Source organism: Gracilibacillus sp. JCM 18860 (assembly GCF_055395245.1).
In genome coordinates, this window is the sequence record NZ_AP043868.1 from 1,356,130 (window position 1) to 1,377,057 (window position 20,928).

Annotated in this window: 19 protein-coding genes; 6 read left to right on the plus strand and 13 right to left on the minus strand. The window is 37.2% G+C overall.

Annotation, left to right across the window (positions count from 1 at the left end; genetic code table 11):
- Window positions 1-29: 29 nt before the first annotated feature.
- The 4 genes from gerPC to ACZ5R4_RS07090 are packed head-to-tail and all read left to right on the plus strand — an operon-like array spanning window position 30 to window position 1,354.
- The gene (gene gerPC, locus ACZ5R4_RS07075) at window positions 30-557 is read left to right on the plus strand and encodes a spore germination protein GerPC (protein ID WP_109985075.1); all 528 of its coding nucleotides are present in this window, start codon (window positions 30-32) and stop codon (window positions 555-557) included.
- Between the two features lie 6 nt (window positions 558-563).
- Window positions 564-770, plus strand: a complete 207-nt coding sequence (locus ACZ5R4_RS07080) for a hypothetical protein (RefSeq protein WP_054788822.1) — start codon at window positions 564-566, stop codon at window positions 768-770.
- A complete protein-coding gene (locus tag ACZ5R4_RS07085) occupies window positions 748-1,113 on the plus strand; it encodes a spore germination protein GerPE (protein WP_181397591.1) in 366 nt (121 codons plus the stop codon). The genes ACZ5R4_RS07080 and ACZ5R4_RS07085 overlap by 23 nt, the downstream gene beginning before the upstream one ends.
- 22 nt (window positions 1,114-1,135) lie before the next feature.
- Complete coding sequence (locus ACZ5R4_RS07090) at window positions 1,136-1,354, plus strand: spore germination protein (RefSeq protein WP_054788824.1); 219 nt, start codon at window positions 1,136-1,138, stop codon at window positions 1,352-1,354.
- A gap of 21 nt (window positions 1,355-1,375) precedes the next feature.
- On the opposite strand, the gene addA is transcribed toward ACZ5R4_RS07090, so the two are convergent.
- The 7 genes from addA to ACZ5R4_RS07125 form a co-directional block, all read right to left on the minus strand.
- Window positions 1,376-5,092, minus strand: a complete 3,717-nt coding sequence (addA, locus tag ACZ5R4_RS07095; RefSeq protein ID WP_464368260.1) for a helicase-exonuclease AddAB subunit AddA — start codon at window positions 5,090-5,092, stop codon at window positions 1,376-1,378.
- Window positions 5,092-8,565, minus strand: coding sequence for a helicase-exonuclease AddAB subunit AddB (gene addB / locus ACZ5R4_RS07100; protein WP_464368261.1), 3,474 nt, complete (start codon window positions 8,563-8,565; stop codon window positions 5,092-5,094). The genes addA and addB overlap by 1 nt, the downstream gene beginning before the upstream one ends.
- Window positions 8,566-8,743: 178 nt before the next feature.
- The gene (lepB, locus tag ACZ5R4_RS07105; protein WP_109985079.1) at window positions 8,744-9,292 is read right to left on the minus strand and encodes a signal peptidase I; all 549 of its coding nucleotides are present in this window, start codon (window positions 9,290-9,292) and stop codon (window positions 8,744-8,746) included.
- 63 nt (window positions 9,293-9,355) lie between these two features.
- Window positions 9,356-10,015, minus strand: a complete 660-nt coding sequence (locus ACZ5R4_RS07110; protein ID WP_054860535.1) for a TVP38/TMEM64 family protein — start codon at window positions 10,013-10,015, stop codon at window positions 9,356-9,358.
- 411 nt (window positions 10,016-10,426) lie between these two features.
- A complete protein-coding gene (locus tag ACZ5R4_RS07115; RefSeq protein ID WP_109985080.1) occupies window positions 10,427-10,867 on the minus strand; it encodes a cell wall hydrolase in 441 nt (146 codons plus the stop codon).
- Window positions 10,868-10,976: 109 nt separating this feature from the next.
- Window positions 10,977-12,305, minus strand: a complete 1,329-nt coding sequence (locus ACZ5R4_RS07120) for a S8 family peptidase (RefSeq protein WP_464368262.1) — start codon at window positions 12,303-12,305, stop codon at window positions 10,977-10,979.
- Window positions 12,306-12,533: 228 nt separating this feature from the next.
- Window positions 12,534-13,088: a competence protein ComK gene (locus tag ACZ5R4_RS07125; RefSeq protein WP_054860533.1), complete on the minus strand. Its 555-nt coding sequence runs from the start codon at window positions 13,086-13,088 to the stop codon at window positions 12,534-12,536.
- Between the two features lie 203 nt (window positions 13,089-13,291).
- Between ACZ5R4_RS07125 and ACZ5R4_RS07130 the strand changes: the two genes are divergently transcribed.
- The gene (locus ACZ5R4_RS07130) at window positions 13,292-13,750 is read left to right on the plus strand and encodes a DUF3939 domain-containing protein (protein WP_054860532.1); all 459 of its coding nucleotides are present in this window, start codon (window positions 13,292-13,294) and stop codon (window positions 13,748-13,750) included.
- Between the two features lie 36 nt (window positions 13,751-13,786).
- On the opposite strand, the gene ACZ5R4_RS07135 is transcribed toward ACZ5R4_RS07130, so the two are convergent.
- The 3 genes from ACZ5R4_RS07135 to ACZ5R4_RS07145 form a co-directional block, all read right to left on the minus strand.
- Window positions 13,787-14,722: a hypothetical protein gene (locus tag ACZ5R4_RS07135; protein ID WP_054860531.1), complete on the minus strand. Its 936-nt coding sequence runs from the start codon at window positions 14,720-14,722 to the stop codon at window positions 13,787-13,789.
- A 33-nt stretch (window positions 14,723-14,755) separates the two neighbouring features.
- On the minus strand, window positions 14,756-15,919 hold the full coding sequence (locus ACZ5R4_RS07140) for a M48 family metalloprotease (protein ID WP_054860530.1): 1,164 nt from the start codon (window positions 15,917-15,919) through the stop codon (window positions 14,756-14,758).
- Window positions 15,920-16,014: 95 nt separating this feature from the next.
- Window positions 16,015-17,010, minus strand: a complete 996-nt coding sequence (locus ACZ5R4_RS07145; RefSeq protein WP_277678515.1) for a lipoate--protein ligase — start codon at window positions 17,008-17,010, stop codon at window positions 16,015-16,017.
- A gap of 160 nt (window positions 17,011-17,170) precedes the next feature.
- Between ACZ5R4_RS07145 and yhfH the strand changes: the two genes are divergently transcribed.
- Window positions 17,171-17,299 (plus strand): protein YhfH, encoded by a 129-nt coding sequence (yhfH, locus tag ACZ5R4_RS07150; protein WP_109985083.1) that lies wholly within the window; start codon window positions 17,171-17,173, stop codon window positions 17,297-17,299.
- 190 nt (window positions 17,300-17,489) lie between these two features.
- Here yhfH and hemY read toward each other — a convergent pair whose 3' ends face one another.
- From hemY to hemE, 3 genes are read right to left on the minus strand one after another with little or no spacing between them, the layout of a single operon-like run.
- Entirely contained in the window at window positions 17,490-18,884 is a 1,395-nt protein-coding gene (hemY, locus tag ACZ5R4_RS07155) for a protoporphyrinogen oxidase (protein ID WP_109985084.1), read from the minus strand.
- Entirely contained in the window at window positions 18,881-19,822 is a 942-nt protein-coding gene (gene hemH / locus ACZ5R4_RS07160) for a ferrochelatase (protein ID WP_277678513.1), read from the minus strand. Before hemH ends, hemY begins: the two co-directional genes overlap by 4 nt.
- 15 nt (window positions 19,823-19,837) lie before the next feature.
- Window positions 19,838-20,872 (minus strand): uroporphyrinogen decarboxylase, encoded by a 1,035-nt coding sequence (gene hemE, locus ACZ5R4_RS07165; protein ID WP_464368263.1) that lies wholly within the window; start codon window positions 20,870-20,872, stop codon window positions 19,838-19,840.
- Between the last annotated feature and the right edge of the window lie 56 nt (window positions 20,873-20,928).

Consider the following 20,928-nt stretch of genomic DNA (forward strand, 5'->3'; position numbering starts at 1 on the left):
CCTAGTCTAGTCTTAAGGAGTGATCGAAAATGGAGTATCAGCAAATGTATTTCTACATTCAACAGCTTGAGCAACAGATCCATTATCTACAAAATGAAGTGACCTCCTTAACGAATCGTCTCCAGCAATTAGAAGGCCAAACAAACCAAAAAACAACGATTGAGAAATTAGAATATCATTTTGATCAGCTGAAAATCGAACGATTAGACGGTACCTTGCATATTGGAGTAACCCCAGAAGAACTAAAGCAAGCAGATGATCTGTCATTGCCAATAAAACAAGCTAACCCATCACCTGTTCATCAAAATTTATATCAGTATATAGATCAAGATTTACCAAGCTATATCGAGCAATTAGAGAGAGAACACCAGTATCCTTTAGAAGAGGATTATCGTCAGCTATTATTGGAAGATGTCAAAAAACAATTACCACAACGTATTTCCTTTTATGAACAACAACAAAACCCAGCCTCCACACAATATGTATACAGTCAAGTTAAAGATGAACTAATGAGAGGTTTAAAAAAGTGGTTTGATCAACAAACGAAAAAGGAGTAGAGACTTATGCAATTTGATGTCCATAATTGGAATTTAGAAGTCGGAAATGTATCAATCCTTGGTATATCTAGCTCTTCTTTATTTATCGTTGGAGATACGAATGAGATTCAGCTTTCTTCTTTATTTGATACACCACCTGAATCTTATATTGTTGGAGCTAATATTCCAGCACCGGTACAAGGAGCAACGAATGTCCAATCAGCGGGTGACTAAAGTTAAAGCAATAAAGGTAATCAATTCATCTTATAGTTCGGTATTCAATATTGGAGATATCCATACACTCCAGCCTAAGACAGATGTATTAGCTGTTCAAAGAGAAGGAGGAATTTCTTCAGATAAAGGATTTGAACTAGAAAAATACCCCATATTCCAAACAGAACTCCCTTTCCTGGAAAAAACACCAATGACCCAAGCTCATTCTCATCACTGTTCATCCATTCATGTTCCTAATATTCGTGTCAACGGTATCTCTTCCTCTGCCATTTTACAGCTAGGGCAAGTAAATCAAACTTTTTCAAGATCAAGAATTAAGCATATTCGAATTTTGAAAGATTAAAAAAGAAGGGGTGTGAACCTACATGCCATCCATTGTAGGCCCGATTAAAATTACAAGTGTTGACGGTGGAGTAGTTAATTTTGGAGACACCTTTTACCTATCACCTAAGAGTGCCTCCAAATCTGCATCTGGCTCAGGATCCATTAATACAGGTGATCTGCATAATACAAACACTGGATTTAATATTACCAATGCGATTGATCCTGATGCTGTAGATCAAGTGATGAATGCAAATGCGTAAGAGAGAGATCTCCCTTACGCATTATATTTCTATAATCAATTCCTTATCAAAGAAGTACAAATATTTTCGATAAATGGGTTCATGCCATATATTTTCTAACGCTCTAGCATATAATTCAAGCTGAATATTATATTTTTCTTTTAGCTTATCCCTAACATGGTCATCGACTGTTTCTTCGATTCTATCAGTCTTATAATCCAACATAATCCATCCCTCTTCTGTTTTTATTAAACAATCAATCACACCTTGAAGGAAGATGCGCTCTTCTGCTTCTGACCAGTCTGGATATATGTCATTCGCGGGTAGTGTTAAACTAAACGGAACTTCTCTCTCTATACGTTTCGCATAAAGGGCAAGCTCCCCGAGCTGGCTTTTAAAAAAGGCAAGGATGGATTGTGTGTCAATGACCTCTGTTTCTTCTCTTGTCAATATTTCTTTCTCTTCTAATTGTACAATAAACTCTTCAAGTGCATCTATGTTCCACTCTCTATTTAGAGGGATATGTTGCATAACAGTGTGCATGGCTGTTCCAATTTCTGCACGCGTCCATTCCTTTTGACGCTGCATAAAACGTGGTCTGCGATTAATAGGTGCACGGAACGGATCGATAATAGCAGAATCACTGTACATATCTCTTACCTCTTGTTGTCGCTTTAATTCGGTTACCGACTGTTTAGCCCGAAAGGAAGTAGCATTTAGGTATGGATATTGATAGTTCAAATAGTTGTCGACTATCTCTCGCTCCAATTCATCCCCTGTCTCTATAGGCTTCCATTCAAATATTGCCTCTTCTAACGCTTTTATAGTTTCTTTATTTGTTTCTTCCATATTTTGATAATGGCTACTGTGGACTCGAGCGATACTCCATTTAGACGAATCATACAGGATCGACTCAGGAATATGGGTAACAGTGGATTCATTTCTTAAGATCTCGCCATGTTGATGTCTTGTCAAGACTGCTCCTATCCAATCAAAATAGGATAATGCCTCTAATCGATAATAATGTGGAAGTACCCAATCATTATGATGGAGCATCATTTCCCATTTTCTCTTCTTCTTATCTAGGGACGGAACGGTACCAACCATGACCAGCTTCTCTCTTGCTCTTGTTAAGGCAACATACAATACACGCATTTCTTCTGCCAGCATTTCTCGTTGCATTTCCTTCTTTAAGGCATGATAGTGCAAGGTTGGATACATGATTCTTTTTAATGGATCAATATATTTCGTTGCAAAGCCAAGCTCTTTATGGAGCAAGTACTTTTCTTTTAAATCCTGTTGATTGAACTGCTTATTCATCGCACCAACGATTACGACTGGAAATTCTAGTCCTTTGCTTTTATGAATAGTCATAATTCTCACTACATCTTCCTGTTCACCTAATGCCTTTGCTGCACCAAGATCCTCTCCTCTATCCTCCATTCGTTCAATAAAGCGGAGAAAACGGAAAAGTCCTCGAAAGGAAGTCGATTCATAGCTCTTTGCCCTGTCGTATAGTGCTCTTAGATTTGCTTGACGTTGTCTACCACCAGGGATGCCACCAACAAAGTCATAATAACCTGTTTCCTGATAAATTTGCCAAATTAAAGCAGATAGCGCCCCCTGTCTTGCTTCTTTACGCCATTTTTCTAAGTTTGTCATAAAGCCATCAAGCTTGCCTTCTGTTTGCCCACCAGCTGTTTTAGCCAAATATGCTTTAGTCGCTTCATAATAGGTACTGTTTTTCTTAGTCAAACGAATCTCTGCTAGCTCGTTTTCATCTAATCCAACAATTGGTGATTTCAGCACTGCTGCTAAAGGAATATCCTGTCTTGGGTTATCGACTATCTTTAATAAACTCATCATTACTTGAATTTCGATTGCAGCCAAATAGCCGGTAGATAGTTCAGCATAGACTGGAATTCCTTGTTTTTTGAATTCCTCCATAATGGTCGGAGCCCATGTCATCGAGCGTAGTAAAATAACAATATCTCGGTACTCAACTTTTCTAGGCATAGATGTTTTTTTATCCATAACTTGAAGTGGAGGTCGGTCATCATGTCCAATAAAAGATTGTATTTTTTTAGCATACGCTCTTGCTTCAAGCTGTGCTTTTTCCAGGTCTTCCCTATCCTCTAACTCCATATCTAGGGCTTCTCTTTCTGCTTCATTCGATTCTTGATCAATAATGATGATCTCTGTGTCAGGCTGAGCAAGTGGTATGTCGTCATAACTCTTATTTCCATAAATGAGCTCTGCATCTTGATCATACTCTAAATCTCCTACCTCTTGATCAAATAATTGCCTAAACACATAGTTTGCGGCAACTAATACCTCTTTTCGACTTCTGAAGTTGCGCGCTAGATCAATTCGATAGCCTGGATCTTCTTCCTCAGAAAATCGAGTATATTTGTCAATAAAAAGTGATGGCTCAGCATGGCGAAATCGGTAAATACTTTGCTTCACATCCCCTACCATAAACATATTGCCATTGTCTTGATCTGCAATACTTGTAAGAATCGTTTCCTGAACAATATTTGTATCCTGATATTCATCCACCATAATTTCACGGTATTTTTTTCTTAGCTCTAGAGCAATTGAAGAAGGAAGCTTATCGGACTTGTCTTCTAATAATACATCTAAGGCAAAATGCTCCAAATCACTGAAATCGACGAGTCCTTTTTCTTTTTTGGCTTCTTGGTAGTGGAAACGAAAGTCCTTAATCATTTTAGTTAAATGATTAATTATTGGATAAAGCTCCTTCATATCAGCAAGGTGGAAAGATAAATCTCGACTAAACCAATCAGAGGCAACCTTATTCCACCTTTTTTTTAGATCATCTCGAAAAGCTTTGACCTGATCCTTTTTATCCTCACTACATTCCACCTTTTTTCTAGATAATGCTTTGAATTTTCCATTAGTAAAAACTGCTCGTGCTTCTTGCCATGATAGTGCAATAGCTCCTTTTGCCTGCTGTATCATCTCTTTGTCCGAATCTAGAGCTTCTGCGTAGTGATATGGTCCATCTGCCTCTTTCGTTAACTCTAATGCCTGGGTGATTTGCATCTCCATTACTTCTAATTGACGTGCAACCTCTTTCTTCAAAATGGTTAGCCAGGTTAACGTAGACTCATCTGTTGTTTCTTCTACAGCATAGGTTTCTGCAAGCTGCTCTAACCATAAATCAGGATTAGGGTGTTGAATCGAAAATTCATATAAAGTCAAGATTAAACCTTCAATTTCCAAATCATTCCGATCATTGGAGAAACGATCGACAACTTGGAAAAATGCCTCCTGTTCCGCGTCCTCTTCTAATCCATACCACTCTTCAAAAAGCTGCTCTAATACATCTTGGCGAATCATATCTGCCTCAACCTCATCTGCAATTCGAAAACTCGGGTCGATATCTAAACGATAAGCGTATTTACGTACAAGCTCCATACAGAATGAGTGTAAAGTAGAAATCGAGGCATGCTGTAGCAAGGATATTTGCTTCTTCAAATGATTCGATCCCGGATCTGCTGCTAATGCTTCTTCTAAAGCTTCACCGATTCTGTTACGCATCTCTTGAGCAGCTGCGTTTGTAAAAGTTACCACGAGTAACTGATCAATATCAACAGGAGTTTCTTTGTTTAATAGTTTTTGAATAATTCGTTCTACTAGGACTGCTGTTTTACCTGAACCAGCTGCTGCAGCAACGAGAATGTTGCTTCCAGATTGATAAATTGCCTCTTCTTGTTCCTTTGTCCATTGTGGCATTACAACTCACCTCGCTTAATTGCCTCTGTTACTTCTTCGTCTTGTAAATCCTGCAGTCTACGATAATTATTTTCGGGCAATGTTGAGTCAAACTGACAAACTGATCGAAAGGAACAAAATGTACAAGCTGTTTGATCTTGCTTTTGGAAAGGATTTAACTCCAAGTTTCCTTCTATCATCGATAAACCTGCGTTTTTCATTAATTGCCTTATGTAGGCTTGCAAATCTTGAAATACTTCTTCTTCCGCCACTTTTGATCCTTTATAGAATTTACCTGACTTACTAAATCCTGCTGGAATAACATTACTTCTACCAGACTCCAGTGAGGTATCCATCATTTTCACAACATTCTCTTGATCTAGTAGTAAACCTTTCATTTTAAATTGCTTAAAAAGCTCTGCATTAATTTTCTCATCCGCTAAGCTTTCAGATAGCGAAAGCATGGGATTATGCACATGAAAATATAATACACCACCAGGAGTTGCTTTTTGACCTAACCATTTTTCCGCATTCAGTAAGACAACATCCAAATAAGTAATCATCTGTAAAGCTAATCCATAATAAACCTCTGCTAAATTCAACCCTTTGGCACTTGACTTATAATCAATAATTCGAAGGTAGAGCTGCTCTTCGTCTGTCGCTTGATCAATTCGGTCAATTCTTCCTCTTAGTAAAAGCTTTCGCTCATCTGTTAATGGAATTTCTAGAGGATCCAACTGGTTTGGATATCCAAATCCAACTTCTAAACCAACAGGAGAAAAGTTCGTTAGTCTTGATTGTTCACTAAGGATAAAGGTGGCCCTAGCGACAATACCTTCCAGCTTCCTTTGTATATATTGATAACGTTTCGAACTGTGTAGGATTTGATGCTGCAATACTGGTGCTAAATAACTGATCGCTTTGTTCGCATAATTTCTCGCCTCTTGTTCATGAATATCTGCAAACCTCAATCCATCCTTTTGGATCCATTCGGTTATTTGTTTTAAAGCTTCATGAAAGAGTTGACCTATATCTGGAGCATCAAGCTTATAGGTTTGTCTCTCTTCTAATCCTAAACCATATCTAGCAAAATGTTGGTAGGAACAACGGTAGAACATCTCTAATCTAGAGACACTCGCCTTTATTTTTTCTGGATACATTTTCTCAACCGTAGTAGAGGAAAGATTAGTTGGTTTGTTTTGATAGAATAGCCCTCGCAAAACTCGCTGATTCGTGAGCTTGTCCTCTATATTTTCTATATACCAGTTCAGCACATTCTGCCATATTGGATCAATGGGATAGCCGCGTAGCTGTCTTGCTAATTGGGAGGTTAGAGCACCTCTTGTTTTTCTTGGTGTCGTAACAAATCTTCTAGCATCTGTCATCTCTTCAGGATCTTGAAGTAGGATTTTATCCCATTGTTGTGGGAAAAGCTCCTCCATTCTCTTAATTAAAGAAGAAGCCACCTTTGCTTTTCCTTCACTATTACTTATAGGATAACTAATCCAGAGATAATCTTCAGGCAGTGTAAACGCAAGATAAACGTAAAACCAATCATCCAATAATTGCCGTTTACTTCCTTCTGCTAGTTGAAAACCATTATCCTGCAACAAAGCACGTTCTTCCTCCGTAATAATTCCATCACTACTCTGCTTCATTGGCCATGTACCTTCATTCACTCCAAGTAAAAGTGCACATTTTACCCCTTGCATTCTTGAACGGTCAATGGATCCAACGACGACATGATCAAGACTTGGTGGAACATGAGAGAATTGTAGTGATTCAAACCCGGATTCCAAGATACTTCGAAATAGCTTCAAATTCGTTTCTTCCTCGCCTGCTATTTCCGTAATTTCCTCAAGCAATTGAATAACCGCATCCCATACTTGATCTTGCTCACGTCCTTTTTCCACAAGACCTTCTTCATCATATTGTTCACGAATTTTTTCTAAATGCTTTGGAATTTGCATTTCCTCAAGCCATTGATAAAGTACAATCGCTTTTTGCTCAATAGTTTTCGCTTCTTTTATCGCTTGATCTATCGGTGCTAGTGCGTCCACTACTTGCATTCGGTATGCATTGATTCTTTCTTGGATAGCCATTTCTCTATCTGTTTGTGCTGATTCATCAAAGCCTTTAAAGCGCTGAAAAACCCAAGGCTGATCGTTTGTCCATCTATTTTTCCCTCTAATTCCGTACTCTAAGACATAGTTTTCGAGCTCATCAATCGCTTCTTGATCTAATCTTGGTTGCTCTTTTCCTTCTGGAATTAGACCTGTCTTTAATACACGGAAAACAGCGTCATAACGCCAATCTCCTTCGATGAGATCTAATAGTGATCGTAAGCATTCAATTAAGGGATGGTGAAGCATGGTTCGTTTCTCATCCACAAAAATGGGAATCTGATAATCATCAAAAACCGTCGTAATTAAGTCATGATAAACATCAGGCTCACGAAGCAATATCGCGATATCTCGATATCTATAGTTTTCATCACGCACAAGTTTAATAATTTCCTGTGCTACACCTTCTACCTCTGCCCTTGGGTGGACTGCCTCTGCCATTCTAATTGGTGCTTTTTTTTCATATGGTACTGCGGGTCTACTATCAAAATGTTGATCTAAATGAATAAAGGCAGTGTTTTCTTTTGTTTGTTTACTGAGTGTTTCCTTTTCTATTTTAATACTATGCTTCTGTGCTAGTTGCTCCAATTGTAAGAATGTTTCTTTCGTTTGGTAAAAAAGATCTAATGGCTCTGCAATAATCTCATCTGCTTGATCCATAGTTAAGGTTATCGTCACATTTTGTGCCTTTTGAAGCATTGCTTCTATAACAAGCAATTCCTGTGGAGTAAATCGATGGAATCCATCAATGTACACTTCGGTTTCTTCTAGGAAGTTGGATTCCACTAGCTTCTTCGTTAAGAGCTGGAGCTGATCCTCACTATCAATATAATTTCCTTCTAGTTCCTTGACTAAATGATGATAAACATAATATAAGTCATCCAGCTTATTTCTTAAGGCATGTTCCCCCATTGATTGATGCTTAAAGCGATCCATTTCCATCAATTGTGCGGTGACTTGCTCTGGCGTAATACAGTAACGTTTAAATTCTATCATCATTTCTTCTAACTGTTCGATAAAGCCTTGTTTTTCTACTGCCTTTTGAAAAACCTTCCAATCTGATGTTCTTTGTTCGATTATTTTACGTAACATCATTTGAATCCCTGTGGAAGTAATAAATTTCTTTGTTGCCCCTCCTGTTTGTTGCATAACCCTCCAAGCTAATCTTGAAAAACTATAGATTTGGGCACGTATGGATCCATTTAGCTCTGGATCGTTTAGTAAGGCATATTCTTGTTGGAACGTCATTTGGTCTGGAACTAAATAAATAATTGGCGATCCCTGAGGGTTTTGCTGAAGCTTATTTTTTATCTCCATTAAACATTGTTCACTTTTATTTACAGTAGAGCTACCTACAATAAAACGTAACATTCAAGCACCTACTCTCTGTCCTCTCTTTTACTCATTATACCAAACTAATGTTCTTTTGTTTAGTGGAAAAATCTCGGCTGTATTCTTTGGAACAAAGAAAAAAGTAGAGGGCCAAGTAAGCTTGTGCCTTCTACTTTTTGATTTATTATCGTGCTAACGGTCCGTAATATCTCTCACTTTATTGGATAAATTGAAAATTAAGATCTGACATCGGCCAATAAAGGACATCTACTTTACCAACGACTGAACTTTGATCTATAAAGCCTATTTCTCTACTATCAAAGCTTTTGGTGCGATTATCCCCTAATACAAACAGCATATTTGGTGGAACTTTACTTTCACCTGTTAACTCCTCTAAGGTAAACTCGTCCGTTAATGGTCGTTCTTCACTTTCACGGAATGGTTCTAAATATGGTTCTTCTACTGGATTTCCATTTAAATAAAGCGTATCGTCCCGATAGGCAATGTGATCACCTGGTATCCCAATTACACGTTTAACATAATCCTCTTCTTTATTCGCATGAAAGACGATGACATCAAACCGTTCTATTTCTTTTAAGTCATATATCATTTTATTCACCATTAATAGATTCCCATCATGTAAAGTAGGTTCCATTGACTTGCCATTTACCACATAACTTGCAAATAAATAGGAGCGAAAGAAAAAAGCAAGTAAAAGTGCAAATAACACAACTCTAACAATCGGCCATATTCTTTTTTGTTTCATAATATTCCCTCCAAAGGGATTAATATTACTAATTTACCCCCATTCCATCAACTTTAATCCTTTTTATTTCCAATTTTTTCGTTCTGCACGTTTTTGTAATCGTTTCTCTAAATACTTTCCAAATATCCAAATAATTGCAATCCCTATGGCTACTAAAATAGTCTTTACCGGATTTTGCGCAAAGGAAACGATACTATCTCCAATATAGGATACAGTGAAAATCATTACCGATTTCCCTAACAAAACCGCTAATGCAAATTGATAAAGACTAATCCCCGACAATGCTGCAACCAAATTAATAATGGCCGAAGGCGAAAACGGAAAGCATAGTAATAAAAACAATGGACCAAATCCATGCTTTTCTAACCAATTCATGACTTTCTTGACTTGTTTATTTTTTCGAATCCATTTCAATAAACGTATATCCTTAAATCTTCGGACGATCATAAAAACTACGATAGCCCCCATACTTGCCCCACTCCATGAAAGGAGAAATCCCTCTAACAGTCCGTACGCTGCAGCATTCGTCATGACAAAAACAACTAAAGGTAAAAATGGCAAAAATGCCTCCAAAAATGGAAGTAAAAAGCCTGGAATTGGTCCTAGGCTTTCATAGCTTCTAAGCAGGAAGGAAACAAGTCGGTCAAAATCATTTGCTTCAATTAATTGTTTGATTTCTTCTATATTAATATTGTCAATATTACTTATATTATATGTAAACATAAATAAATGAACCCCTCTTTAACAAATCTTTGGAAAAAAGTTTGCTGGAATCATATTTATCCTTATTTTAATACTTTTTAACTGATTTTCCTAACAGAAAATGTTAGTGTGTTTTTAATTAAGCACCATTATCTATATACTTCCTTCTCTATAATTTATATCGGGGGTATCTCACTAATTTTTATTTTATTTGTTCTATTGCTTTTATCTCGGTTCTTTCTCGTGGTATTGGTATTATTGCCTAGATATAATTCTTTACCTCTGTTTTCTCTCGTGGTATTAGCATTATTGCCAAGATATAGCTCCTAATCTTGATTAGCTCAAATTAACATTTATTCTATTACCATGATACTTACTATTTCTCATTTTACTTCATATAAAAGAAAAAAACCTCCACAGCTGTGGAGATTTTCACCATCTATAGACACCTTCACACGTATTAGCTTCCGGTTCATAGTAACAATGTTGTTTAAATTGGCCGGTAAAAGGTTGGCCATACCAAGTAGGTGGACATACATCATATGGATTAAAATACCATAGTGCAAACTTAGAAGGATGTTGACGCCAATAATCTAATGTTTGTTTGGCTAGTCTTTTTTCTTTACTCCTTGCTCTGTTGTAAAAAACATTTCCTTTTTGTACCGCTTCGAACGAGTAATTTCCTCCCTGTACTTGATAAATAACATCTGGTATAGATGTTAAGCCTTGGAAATCTAAGCAACCGGCTTTTAAGCGATTTACAATAACATTACCGACCATAAGCATTCCTAAAGCACCTTCACCTTCGGCTTCAGCCCTCATCATCCTTGCCATCAAAGCAACATCACTATCGGTATATTTAACTCTTGGCATCTTTTATCACCTCTACATGATTGTATGAGGAAAGCCTTGCAAAAATGTAGATTGTATCAACTGAGTCAAAATTGAAAGGTTGCCCTATTCTGCTTGATTAACCAGTCCATTACTTTGGTATCGAGTTTTCAGCATTAATATAACCTGCTCCATATATATTATGGTCACGGTCTTCCCATAAATCGGTACCGTTTTTCAGTAATTCTTTTATTTCATCTGGCGTTAATAGAGGATTTTGCTCTTTGATCAAGCTCACAATTCCAGCACAAATAGGGGTTGCCATCGATGTACCTGACATGACAAAGTAATCCCCATCGACGCGATTGTATTTTTGCAATCTGTCTATATAAGAATTTGGTGAACGCAATGATATAATGTCAACACCTGGTGCCAAAATATCTGGCTTTTCTTGCCCATAAATGGTTGGACCTCTGCTTGAAAAGCTAGCTACCTCATCATCACTTCGTGTATCTCGAGTATCACGATCATTTAAGGCTCCAACAGTTATAACAAGATCACTGAGGCCAGGACTTGAAATACTCTGTGGATCTGGACCACTGTTGCCAGCTGCTGCGCAAACAATAATCCCACTGCTCCATGCTTCTTCAACAATTTGTACGAGAGGATCCTGATCCTCTTCCCCATAATCATACGGTTCGGTTCCTAGAGACATACTAATAATGTCTATTGGACTATCGGAATTGCTTTCATTATATTGAATGCACCACTCTACACCTTGCATAATGGTATCTAAAGAGCCCGCTCCCGTGTCATTTAAAACTTTTACTCCCGCTACACTGGCTGCTGGAGCGGGCCCCCTATATTTCTCGGATGAAAGAGATCCATCTCCTGCTGCATCCCCAGCACAATGTGTTCCATGGCCATTATCATCATAAGGTTCGGAACGATAATTAATAAAATCTACAAAATCAGTAATTCTCCCTGATAAGTCTTGATGTGGGTAGATTCCAGTATCTAGTATCGCTATCTTTGTCCCTTTACCAGTTAACATGGTATTATTGCGAACCACTTGCTTTGCATTAGCTGATTCCACTGCGACGTCTAGTAATGCATGAACCTCTCTATTTTTATAAACCTTCTTCACATGTTTACAATTAGTTAGCAATATCTCCAAACTGTCTGGAGTCATATCAGCTGAGCAACAAGAAATTCTAGAATAATATTGGTATAACTTATTTTTTCTATGACTATTGATAATTCCCTCTATTTGATGACAACCAGACTCATAAGCCTCTTGATGAAACTGTACAATGACAGATATTTTCTTCTTCTGTTTTAACCTATTCTCTAATACTCGGTGTAAAAAGCACGGTGTAAATTTTAGAGGCTTATAGAGATTAACTAACTCATTGCGCAGAGGACGATCTAATTTACTCGCATAGTTTCGTACTGTCTGAATCATGGAATAGCCAAACAAATTATCCCCTCATTTCTACCTTTTTTACAAGCTATGAGAGCATAGAGGGTTTGGCATTTATGATTGTCTATAAATCTTTCAAAAAAGGCAAATGAACAAAATAGGATTGAACGTACCACTCACATCTGCTCATCCTCTAACGACCCCATCGAGTTTCATCCTTGCTATAAATTCTCTTTAAAGTGTGTGCAGAAAGAGTCGCTACCTAGATGATAACGACTCCTTCTTTCACATATGTCTATTTTTAATACCTGGCTCTTTTCGTTTCCATCCAGATTCAGCAACATAGTGAGATAATTGAAGGACATCCTCCATTTTGTTCCCTAGTAAGTATCGGTATTGAGCAGTACGGTAAATTTGATTAATGATCGTTGCATAGGAAATATCTAAGGTGATGGTGCGGTTGTTTTTAAAGATGATTTTGGAGCGATTTCGTTCAAGCTTTTCTGCTTGTTGAACATGAGAGTGAGCAATCCATGAACAGGATTTCCTTAATGGAGATTCGACAGGAAAAAAATACATGCCACTCATTCGATCTATGGCAATGGGTGGCTTATGTGTAATACCTGTGAGCATTCGTGAACCTTCAATTAACCCTCTTAAACTTATACCGAATTCTCTACAGGTAATATCCATAACTTTCTGAGCACTATGAGTTGTTTCATAATCATCCTCTTCGTCATATTCCATAACCTTAGTTAAATAGTCTCCCTCCTCTCTCTCACCGATAACGGCTAATGTACTTGGACTAATTTCCGTAAGTCTCTCTTGTAATGTTTCCATCATTAATTCCTCCTTTTGTGTGGTTTGGTTTAAAACCACCTATAATGTACCAATATTTGATAAAATATGATAGAAAAATTAGGTAAATTTACTTAGACTATTAAATTTTCCATGAAATCGATCAAAATGTGATAAAATCTATGTAGCAATTATTCACTCATTAAGGATGTTTTCAAAAATTTGAATCAAGTGTGGTGAGAAATATGTGGAGAAAGATACTACTTAAAAAGAAGCCAGAAGATAAGCACCCTGTAAAAGAAATATCTTATGCTCAAATGAAAAAAGCCATCCAAGAATATAGTCTAGAGCTACCGAAAAACATCCCTTTACAAGTTCTGATTAAAGATGACTTGTCGGTTGATCACACGCTTCTTCTTCCATACCTTAAGGCGATACCGAAAAAAACATTTTACATGTCGAAGGAAACATATGATTTATTTGAAGAAGAAGAACGACATATTGCCGTTGCATTGGATCAAGTCCAACGAGCAGTAGATCAATATATTGCACAAAAGAAATCGTTACCAATTATTGATCATGATCCGTATCGAAAGGTTAGCTTCTTCAAGCTTGAGCAATTGAATCTCATACAGGAACGACCAGAAATTGATTTTTTCATAACAGACCAAGAATATTTAGTCACTACAAAAAAGCCTCAGTAATTTGTACTGGGCTTTTGAACTATATGGAACGAATGCTTATGCCTGAAAGATTAAATTCTCCCACTCGCTCTCTGCATGTGTAATAGTATGTACAATATCTTTTTCAAGTTTCTTTAACTGTGTCACTGTTTGTGATACCTTTTCCCGCATACTATTTACTTCATTAGCAGATTGATTAATTTTATCCTGTACGAACCAATCCATTACTAAACCATCTAAGAAATAATCAGCAAAGGTGAGTCCACCTGAGATATTTATATCTGCTTGAAAAGATTCACCGATATCTGCTAATTCGTGAGAAAATTTCCTTAATAAACGCTGGGCATTGTGACTAGAACGTCTAGCATCATCTATGTGGCTATGCTTTAGAGAAGTGGAGATAAAACCGCCACCAAACATATCCGCAGTTCCCCAATTTTTGGCTTTATCTAAGGATATGCTAGCATTATTTAGTGCGGACTTCACTTGGTCACCAGCTTGAATCGCTTCCGCTATTTCTTTTTTCTCGTCTTTTAATGTACCTAGATGTTCTAATAATTGAAGGGCTTCTTTTCCCTTTGGATCATTTGTATTTAATAATTGTTCGTATTTTTCCTTTAACAGTTGATGAAATCGAGTGTCAGGATCACCTAATTCACGAATTTGTTGATTAATGACCTCCAAATCCTCTTTCAAGTCATTAACCGCTTCCTTGGCCTCTTCATATTGAAGCTGGGCGATTGCTAGCTCCTGTTTTTCTTTATCTAATTTTTCAAGTTTTTTACCTGATAATGTATAAAATAAATTCGCTACACTAAATCCTTCTAGCTTCTCAACATCTACTTTTTCCTCTTGTAGCTTGTGATAGAGATCCTCTTGTCGATTGGTTAATTGATTTAATTCTTCTGTCAATTTCTTCTTTTCCCTTTGAAGGCGCATTACCTTCCGTTTCTTTTCTTGTTCTTCTACTAGTTTTTGATCATATACGTCCATCTTTCATCACCTCTATTCATTATACGAATGAAATCATGGATTGGTTTCACGTTTAATCATTTCTTGCTCTATTCGAACGATTCGGTCTGCTATTGATGGATGGGACGAGCGAAGTAATTTTATCCAAGTAGCAGGAGATATATCTGTCTTTGATTGCTCTGCTAATTGATAATAGCTTGCTAAGGCTGGATTTAAATCTTCTGTATGTTCTATTGCATATTGGTCTGCTGCTTGCTCCATATGACGTGAAATAAACAGGGATAACGGCTCTGTAATAATAAGTACTATATTGACAGTCAAAAATAATTTCAACAGCACTGTTAAGCTCGGTGTTTGTTGTTGTTTAGTCCAACGAGTGCTAAATTTTTGCAGGAACAATAATAAAACTAATCCGAGTAATAAGTACAAGCCCGTACCAATGTAAACATGGTTATACAAGTAGTGGGCAATTTCATGTGCCATAATAAATAATATTTCAGCACTTTCCATTCCTTTGAGCATCGTATCCCAGATCACAATTCTAGCATTATCAAAAATACCCGTAACATAAGCATTGTAGGTGGATACCTTCTCACTTTTATGAACAACTAATAAGTCGACATCATTTAATCCCGCATTTCCCGTTAGCTCTACTATTTCATTGCGTAAATTACCTTGTTCTAAAGGAGAAAAATCATCAAATAATGGATCAATCAACACTGGTTGAATAAACACCATGAAAATAACCGCTGGAATCAACCATAACCAAAGCATAAACCCCCATATTTTTGGCCATTGCTTCATGATTATTGAAGCGATATAAAAAATAATAACAAGCACAAGTAAAGTGATGAATGAGCTAATGAGACGTTCTAAGAGCCATGGCCAGAACAACTGTGTTCGTGTGCCCTCATTTCTAGAAATCATATACCAGAGCACACGAAAAGGGAGATGAATGAGAAAATCGATGAGCATAATCACTGCAGCAAGGAAAAATGTTCGGAGAAGCAATGAATAACGCTCCATCCATTGGTAGGAAGCTTTTCTTTTCAAAAGTAAAACAGGTACAAGAAGCTGTAATGGTAGCATGGAAAAGTAAAAGGCATGTGAGAGAGCACCATAGCGAGAATTACCGAAGGACTCTAGTGGATAATAAAAAAAGAAATAAACAAACAGTACGGATACATACAAGCCATAAGTAATGATTAGCTTCTTCATCTACTTCCTCCTTTCCTATCCTCTTACGCAAAAAGGCTGTAGCCAAGAATGGCACAGCCTCTTGTATGCTTCCATCAATCGCTAACTAGATGCCATTAATAAATTAATCCTAAAAGCTCTTCTTTCGAAATTTTACCTAAGTAATGAGATACTTCGATATCTTCTAGTGCATCATCCATTGCTTGACGATCATATCGTACCCCTTTTAACTTGTCCTCTAATTCACTAACATCTCCAACACCGAAAAAGTCACCATAAATTTTGCAATCCTCAATCATTCCTTTATGCACATCCAAGCGTACGTCAACTAAACCAGCTGGGAATTTGTGTGAATGCTGGATGTTAAATTTCGGTGATTTTCCATAATTCCATTCCCATTGCTGATAGCGTTCTTTCGATAATTGATGAATATTTTCCCAGTCTTCTTCTGTTAATTCATAACGTGGTACCTCTTCTAGCTTACCAACATGAAAGACATGACAAAGTATATGCTCCTTTAATGCATCCATTGATAGCTTATTTTCCATAAATTCTGAAATATTTGCTACACGACTTCTGATGGATTTTATTCCTTTAGAGATTATCTTCTCTGTTTTTACATTGAGTGATCTTACCACATGTTCAATTTCAGAATCATACATTAATGTTCCATGACTAAACATTCGACCACGTGTTGTAAATTGAGCATTTCCTGAGATCTTGCGCCCCTCTGCAACTAAGTCATTACGTCCACTTAATTCGGCAGGAACCCCCAGTGCCTTCAATGCATCCACAACGGGTTCTGTGAATTTTGCAAAGTTATGAAAACTGTTACCATCATCTTTTGTAATAAAGCTAAAATTCAGATTTCCTTGATCATGGTAGACTGCACCGCCACCAGAAAGACGACGGACAACGTGAATACCTTTTTCCTCTACATAGTCTGTATTGATCTCTTCAATTGTATTCTGATTTTTACCAATAATGATCGAAGGTTCATTTATGTAGAACAGCAAATAGGTATCCTTCTCTCCGAACTGTTTTAATATATATTCTTCAATAGCTAAATTAATGTGTGGATCTGTAATTCCTTTATTATCAATAAATTTCATTTGATAGTGACACCCCTTTTTATCTAAGCTTTTCTACCTAAGTATAAAAGAAGAAAGAGGATAAAACAATTTTTTGAAATTGTACTAATACAAAGTATTGATTTTTTGATTTTGTTATAATACAATAAATGTACGACACGATTTTTGGAGGGATTTGTCTATGATAAACATCTTAGAATTCTTTCGTAATATCCCTAGAAAAAAGTGTGTAAAGTGCGGAAATGATATTGTAGAACAAGCAGATTGTTATCATAACATTTGTGACAGCTGCAATCATCCCGCCATTTAACCTATACGTCTTTTACCCTATATCTTTCGTTCCTTTCATCCTTCTTATCCTGCTGAATAAGGATGACGAACATTCCCATCCAATTAATCAAGATATATGTGAAAGACAGACACCTGCAGCTTCTAAAGCTGCTCTTTTTTTATATATGGTATAAACACAAAAAAAAAGTAGAGTGCTTTTCTAAGCAACTCTACTCGGCTAAAAACTCTAACATTTTCTTGACGGTCTCTTCCCCTTGATCAATACAGTCCGGAATCCCAATCCCTTTATAGGGACTACCAGCTACATATACGCCAGGGAGGTGTTCCATCAAATCTCCTTCTAATTTTTCTACCATCTGCTTATGCCCAACACGGTATTGGGGCATTGCATTTTCCCAACGTGTCACAACAGAAAAAAGAGGTTTACCATCAATCCTCATAATCTTATTCAAATCGGCAAGAACTAGCTCCTCTAATCCATCATCTGATAGATGAATCACTTCTTCATCACCAGGTCTTCCTACATAACAACGAAGCAATGCTTTTCCTTCTGGTACAGTGGTTTCCGGCCATTTTTTATGTGTCCATGTACAAGCTGTTATACGATTACTACTATTGCGTGATACGACGAAACCAGTACCATCAATATCTTCTTTAATAGCAGACTGATCAAAGGCTAACACAACATTTGCTACAGATGTTGCCTTCATTTCCCCTAGCTTTTGGATAAAATCATAAGAACCTAACATTTGTTTCATGGATGCAAAAGGTGTTGCCACCATCACCGCATCAGCATTCACTATTGAGCCATCTGATAAGGAAAGTTGGTAGTTACTATTTATTTTTTCCAATGATTTAACCTTTGTATTTTTATAGATCATTTCATCCCCAAGAGCTTGCTCTAATGCTTCCACGAGTGTTTGTAAACCACCTTCAAGACTGTAGAACATGCTTCTCTTTTTGCCCGTATTCTTCGTCTTTGGCATCGACTTTTGCAAGCCCCTTACAATACTGCCATACTTTTGCTCCAGTTCGTAAAAATTTGGGAAAGTAGCCATTAAGCTTAAATCATCGATATCTCCGGCATAAATACCAGATAGTAATGGTTCTATTAAATTTTCAACCAATTCATCACCAAATCGCTTGCGAAAGAATTTTCCTAGTGATTGATCGTCTTGAGGCATTCCTTTAGGTCTAATAAAATCCATCCCTGCTCGAAGCTTGCCCGCTATACTAAATAAATCGGATAATAAAAATGGTTTGACTTGAGTAGGAATACCCATAAATGATCCTTGAGGCATACTATGGAGTTCATTTCCAATTAGTATATAAGATTTCCCTGTCCCATTTGTTACTAGCTTATCCCCTAAGCCAACCTCACGGACAAGACGCTCAGCAGACTGCTTTCGAATGAGAAAGGAATCAGGCCCACGTTCCATTGTAAAGCCATCCCGACGCTCTGTTTTAATTTTTCCACCAAGACGATTGCTCGCTTCTATTACATTCACTTCATATGGTAGATTTTCTTCTTTTATCTGCTTTTTTAAGTAAAAAGCGGCGGTAAGTCCCGCAATACCACCGCCAATGATTACAATCTTTTTCATGATCGATCATTACTTTTATATTTATTTAACACAACGGTTGCTAAAGTATCGATAAATTTAGGATGAGCGTTCGGCATGGATGGACGATAGTAGTTCGCACCAAGCTCCTCACATACAACCTTACATTCATAATCATTGTCATAGAGAACTTCTAAGTGGTCTGCAACAAACCCAACCGGGGCATAAATAAAGCTGCGGTATCCTTTTTCATTATATAACTCACGGGTTAAATCCTGTACATCTGGACCTAACCAAGGATCAGGCGTATTTCCTTCACTTTGCCAGCCAATTTCCAAATTTTTGATTCCTGTTTTTGCTTTAATAAGGTCTGCCGTTTTTTGTAATTGCTCTGGATATGGGTCACCATATTGCAAAATTTTCTCAGGAAGGCTATGGGCAGAGACAATAAGCACCGCGTTCTCTTTTTCTGTTTCTTCCATTTTTTCATATTCTGCTAAGATGGCTTCCTTCCAATAATCGATAAATCCTTCTGCATCATACCAGCTTTCCACAGAGTTTATCGTGATACCAAATTTAGCTGCCTCGTCTTGAGCACGACCATTGTAAGACTTCACACTAAAAGTAGAATAATGTGGGGCAAGTACTATAGAAATAGCTTCTGTTATCCCATCATCAGCCATTTTTTTCACTGCGTCTTCTACAAATGGCTCAATATGCTTTAAGCCTAAGTAGTGAACGAATTCCACATCATCCTGTACTTCATTTAAATGGTCTTCTAATGCCTTTGCCTGATCTTTCGTGATTTTAGCAAGTGGAGAAATACCACCGATTGCTTTGTATCTCTCTTTTAAGTCTTCTAACATCTCTGGGGATGGTTTACGTCCATGGCGAATATCTGTGTAATAGCGTTCAATGTCTGCTTCCTCATAAGGAGTACCATATGCCATTACGAGTAGTCCGATTTTTTTCTTTGTCATCATGAAACATCCTTTCTATGCTTGCTTGGAATAAGTATGAATAAATTCAGTTAATTTTTTTAAACGATCTGGATTTATTTCTGGTGTCACTCCATGTCCAAGGTTAAATATATGACTCGGATATTGTTTTCCTTCATCAATGATTTCTTTCACTTTCTTTTCAACCGTTGCCCAATCTGAGAGCAGGAAGGCTGGGTCTAAGTTCCCTTGTAATGCCTTTGTTACATCTAAGCTTCTCGCCTCACGAATAGATAAGCGCCAGTCTAATCCAAGCACATCAACAGGGAGATCATTCCATTCCTTCACTAAATGACTTGCACCTACTCCAAATAAAATAAGAGGTACATTATTTTTGCTCAATTCTGTAAAAATATGCTGCATAATTGGTTTGATGTAGGTACGATAATCAGCAACATTTAACGCACCAACCCATGAATCAAAAATTTGAATAGCTTGGGCACCAGCTTGTATCTGGGCGTTGACATACGTTATTGTCATATCAGCTAATTTGTCCATCAGAGCAAACCATGCCTTCGGGTCACTATACATCAATGCTTTTGTTCGATGATAATTTTTCGATGGACCTCCTTCAATCATATAGCTTGCTATGGTAAAAGGAGCACCACTAAAACCGATCAAAGGTACTTGAAGCTGTTCCTTTGTTAATATTCGAATCGTTTCTAATACATATGGAACGTCACTTTCGGGATCGATTGTTCCTAATTTCTCCACATCTTTTAATGACTTTATAGGATTCTCAATTACTGGACCAATGCCAGATTGGATCTCTACATCTACACCAATTGCCGGTAATGGTGACATGATATCCTTGTACAAAACAGCTGCATCGACATTATACATGTCTACAGGAAGCTTCGTAACATAGGCACATAGTTCCGGCTGGTGAGTAATTTCAAATAAAGAATATTTCTTTTTTAATTCTCTATATTCTTTTTGGGACCTTCCAGCCTGACGCATATACCAGACAGGCGTATAGTCTGTTTCCTCACCACGAAACGCTTTTAAAATCGTATCATTAAATGCTGTCATATCTATTCCATCCTTTTTCCTCATTCTATTTAACTATAAAATGTTTAATCGTACAT

What these genes read in the sequence shown, in the direction of transcription:
- hemY (WP_109985084.1), bottom strand. Translation starts at nt 18,884, where the DNA reads ATGAAAAAGATTGTAATCATTGGCGGTGGTATTGCGGGACTTACCGCC.
- ACZ5R4_RS07145 (WP_277678515.1), bottom strand. Translation starts at nt 17,010, where the DNA reads ATGAAATTTATTGATAATAAAGGAATTACAGATCCACACATTAATTTA.
- hemE (WP_464368263.1), bottom strand. Translation starts at nt 20,872, where the DNA reads ATGACAGCATTTAATGATACGATTTTAAAAGCGTTTCGTGGTGAGGAA.
- ACZ5R4_RS07140 (WP_054860530.1), bottom strand. Translation starts at nt 15,919, where the DNA reads ATGAAGAAGCTAATCATTACTTATGGCTTGTATGTATCCGTACTGTTT.
- gerPC (WP_109985075.1), top strand. Translation starts at nt 30, where the DNA reads ATGGAGTATCAGCAAATGTATTTCTACATTCAACAGCTTGAGCAACAG.
- yhfH (WP_109985083.1), top strand. Translation starts at nt 17,171, where the DNA reads ATGATAAACATCTTAGAATTCTTTCGTAATATCCCTAGAAAAAAGTGT.
- lepB (WP_109985079.1), bottom strand. Translation starts at nt 9,292, where the DNA reads ATGAAACAAAAAAGAATATGGCCGATTGTTAGAGTTGTGTTATTTGCA.
- ACZ5R4_RS07110 (WP_054860535.1), bottom strand. Translation starts at nt 10,015, where the DNA reads ATGTTTACATATAATATAAGTAATATTGACAATATTAATATAGAAGAA.
- ACZ5R4_RS07135 (WP_054860531.1), bottom strand. Translation starts at nt 14,722, where the DNA reads ATGGACGTATATGATCAAAAACTAGTAGAAGAACAAGAAAAGAAACGG.
- ACZ5R4_RS07090 (WP_054788824.1), top strand. Translation starts at nt 1,136, where the DNA reads ATGCCATCCATTGTAGGCCCGATTAAAATTACAAGTGTTGACGGTGGA.
- addB (WP_464368261.1), bottom strand. Translation starts at nt 8,565, where the DNA reads ATGTTACGTTTTATTGTAGGTAGCTCTACTGTAAATAAAAGTGAACAA.
- ACZ5R4_RS07115 (WP_109985080.1), bottom strand. Translation starts at nt 10,867, where the DNA reads ATGCCAAGAGTTAAATATACCGATAGTGATGTTGCTTTGATGGCAAGG.
- addA (WP_464368260.1), bottom strand. Translation starts at nt 5,092, where the DNA reads ATGCCACAATGGACAAAGGAACAAGAAGAGGCAATTTATCAATCTGGA.
- ACZ5R4_RS07125 (WP_054860533.1), bottom strand. Translation starts at nt 13,088, where the DNA reads ATGGAAACATTACAAGAGAGACTTACGGAAATTAGTCCAAGTACATTA.
- hemH (WP_277678513.1), bottom strand. Translation starts at nt 19,822, where the DNA reads ATGACAAAGAAAAAAATCGGACTACTCGTAATGGCATATGGTACTCCT.
- ACZ5R4_RS07085 (WP_181397591.1), top strand. Translation starts at nt 748, where the DNA reads ATGTCCAATCAGCGGGTGACTAAAGTTAAAGCAATAAAGGTAATCAAT.
- ACZ5R4_RS07080 (WP_054788822.1), top strand. Translation starts at nt 564, where the DNA reads ATGCAATTTGATGTCCATAATTGGAATTTAGAAGTCGGAAATGTATCA.
- ACZ5R4_RS07130 (WP_054860532.1), top strand. Translation starts at nt 13,292, where the DNA reads ATGTGGAGAAAGATACTACTTAAAAAGAAGCCAGAAGATAAGCACCCT.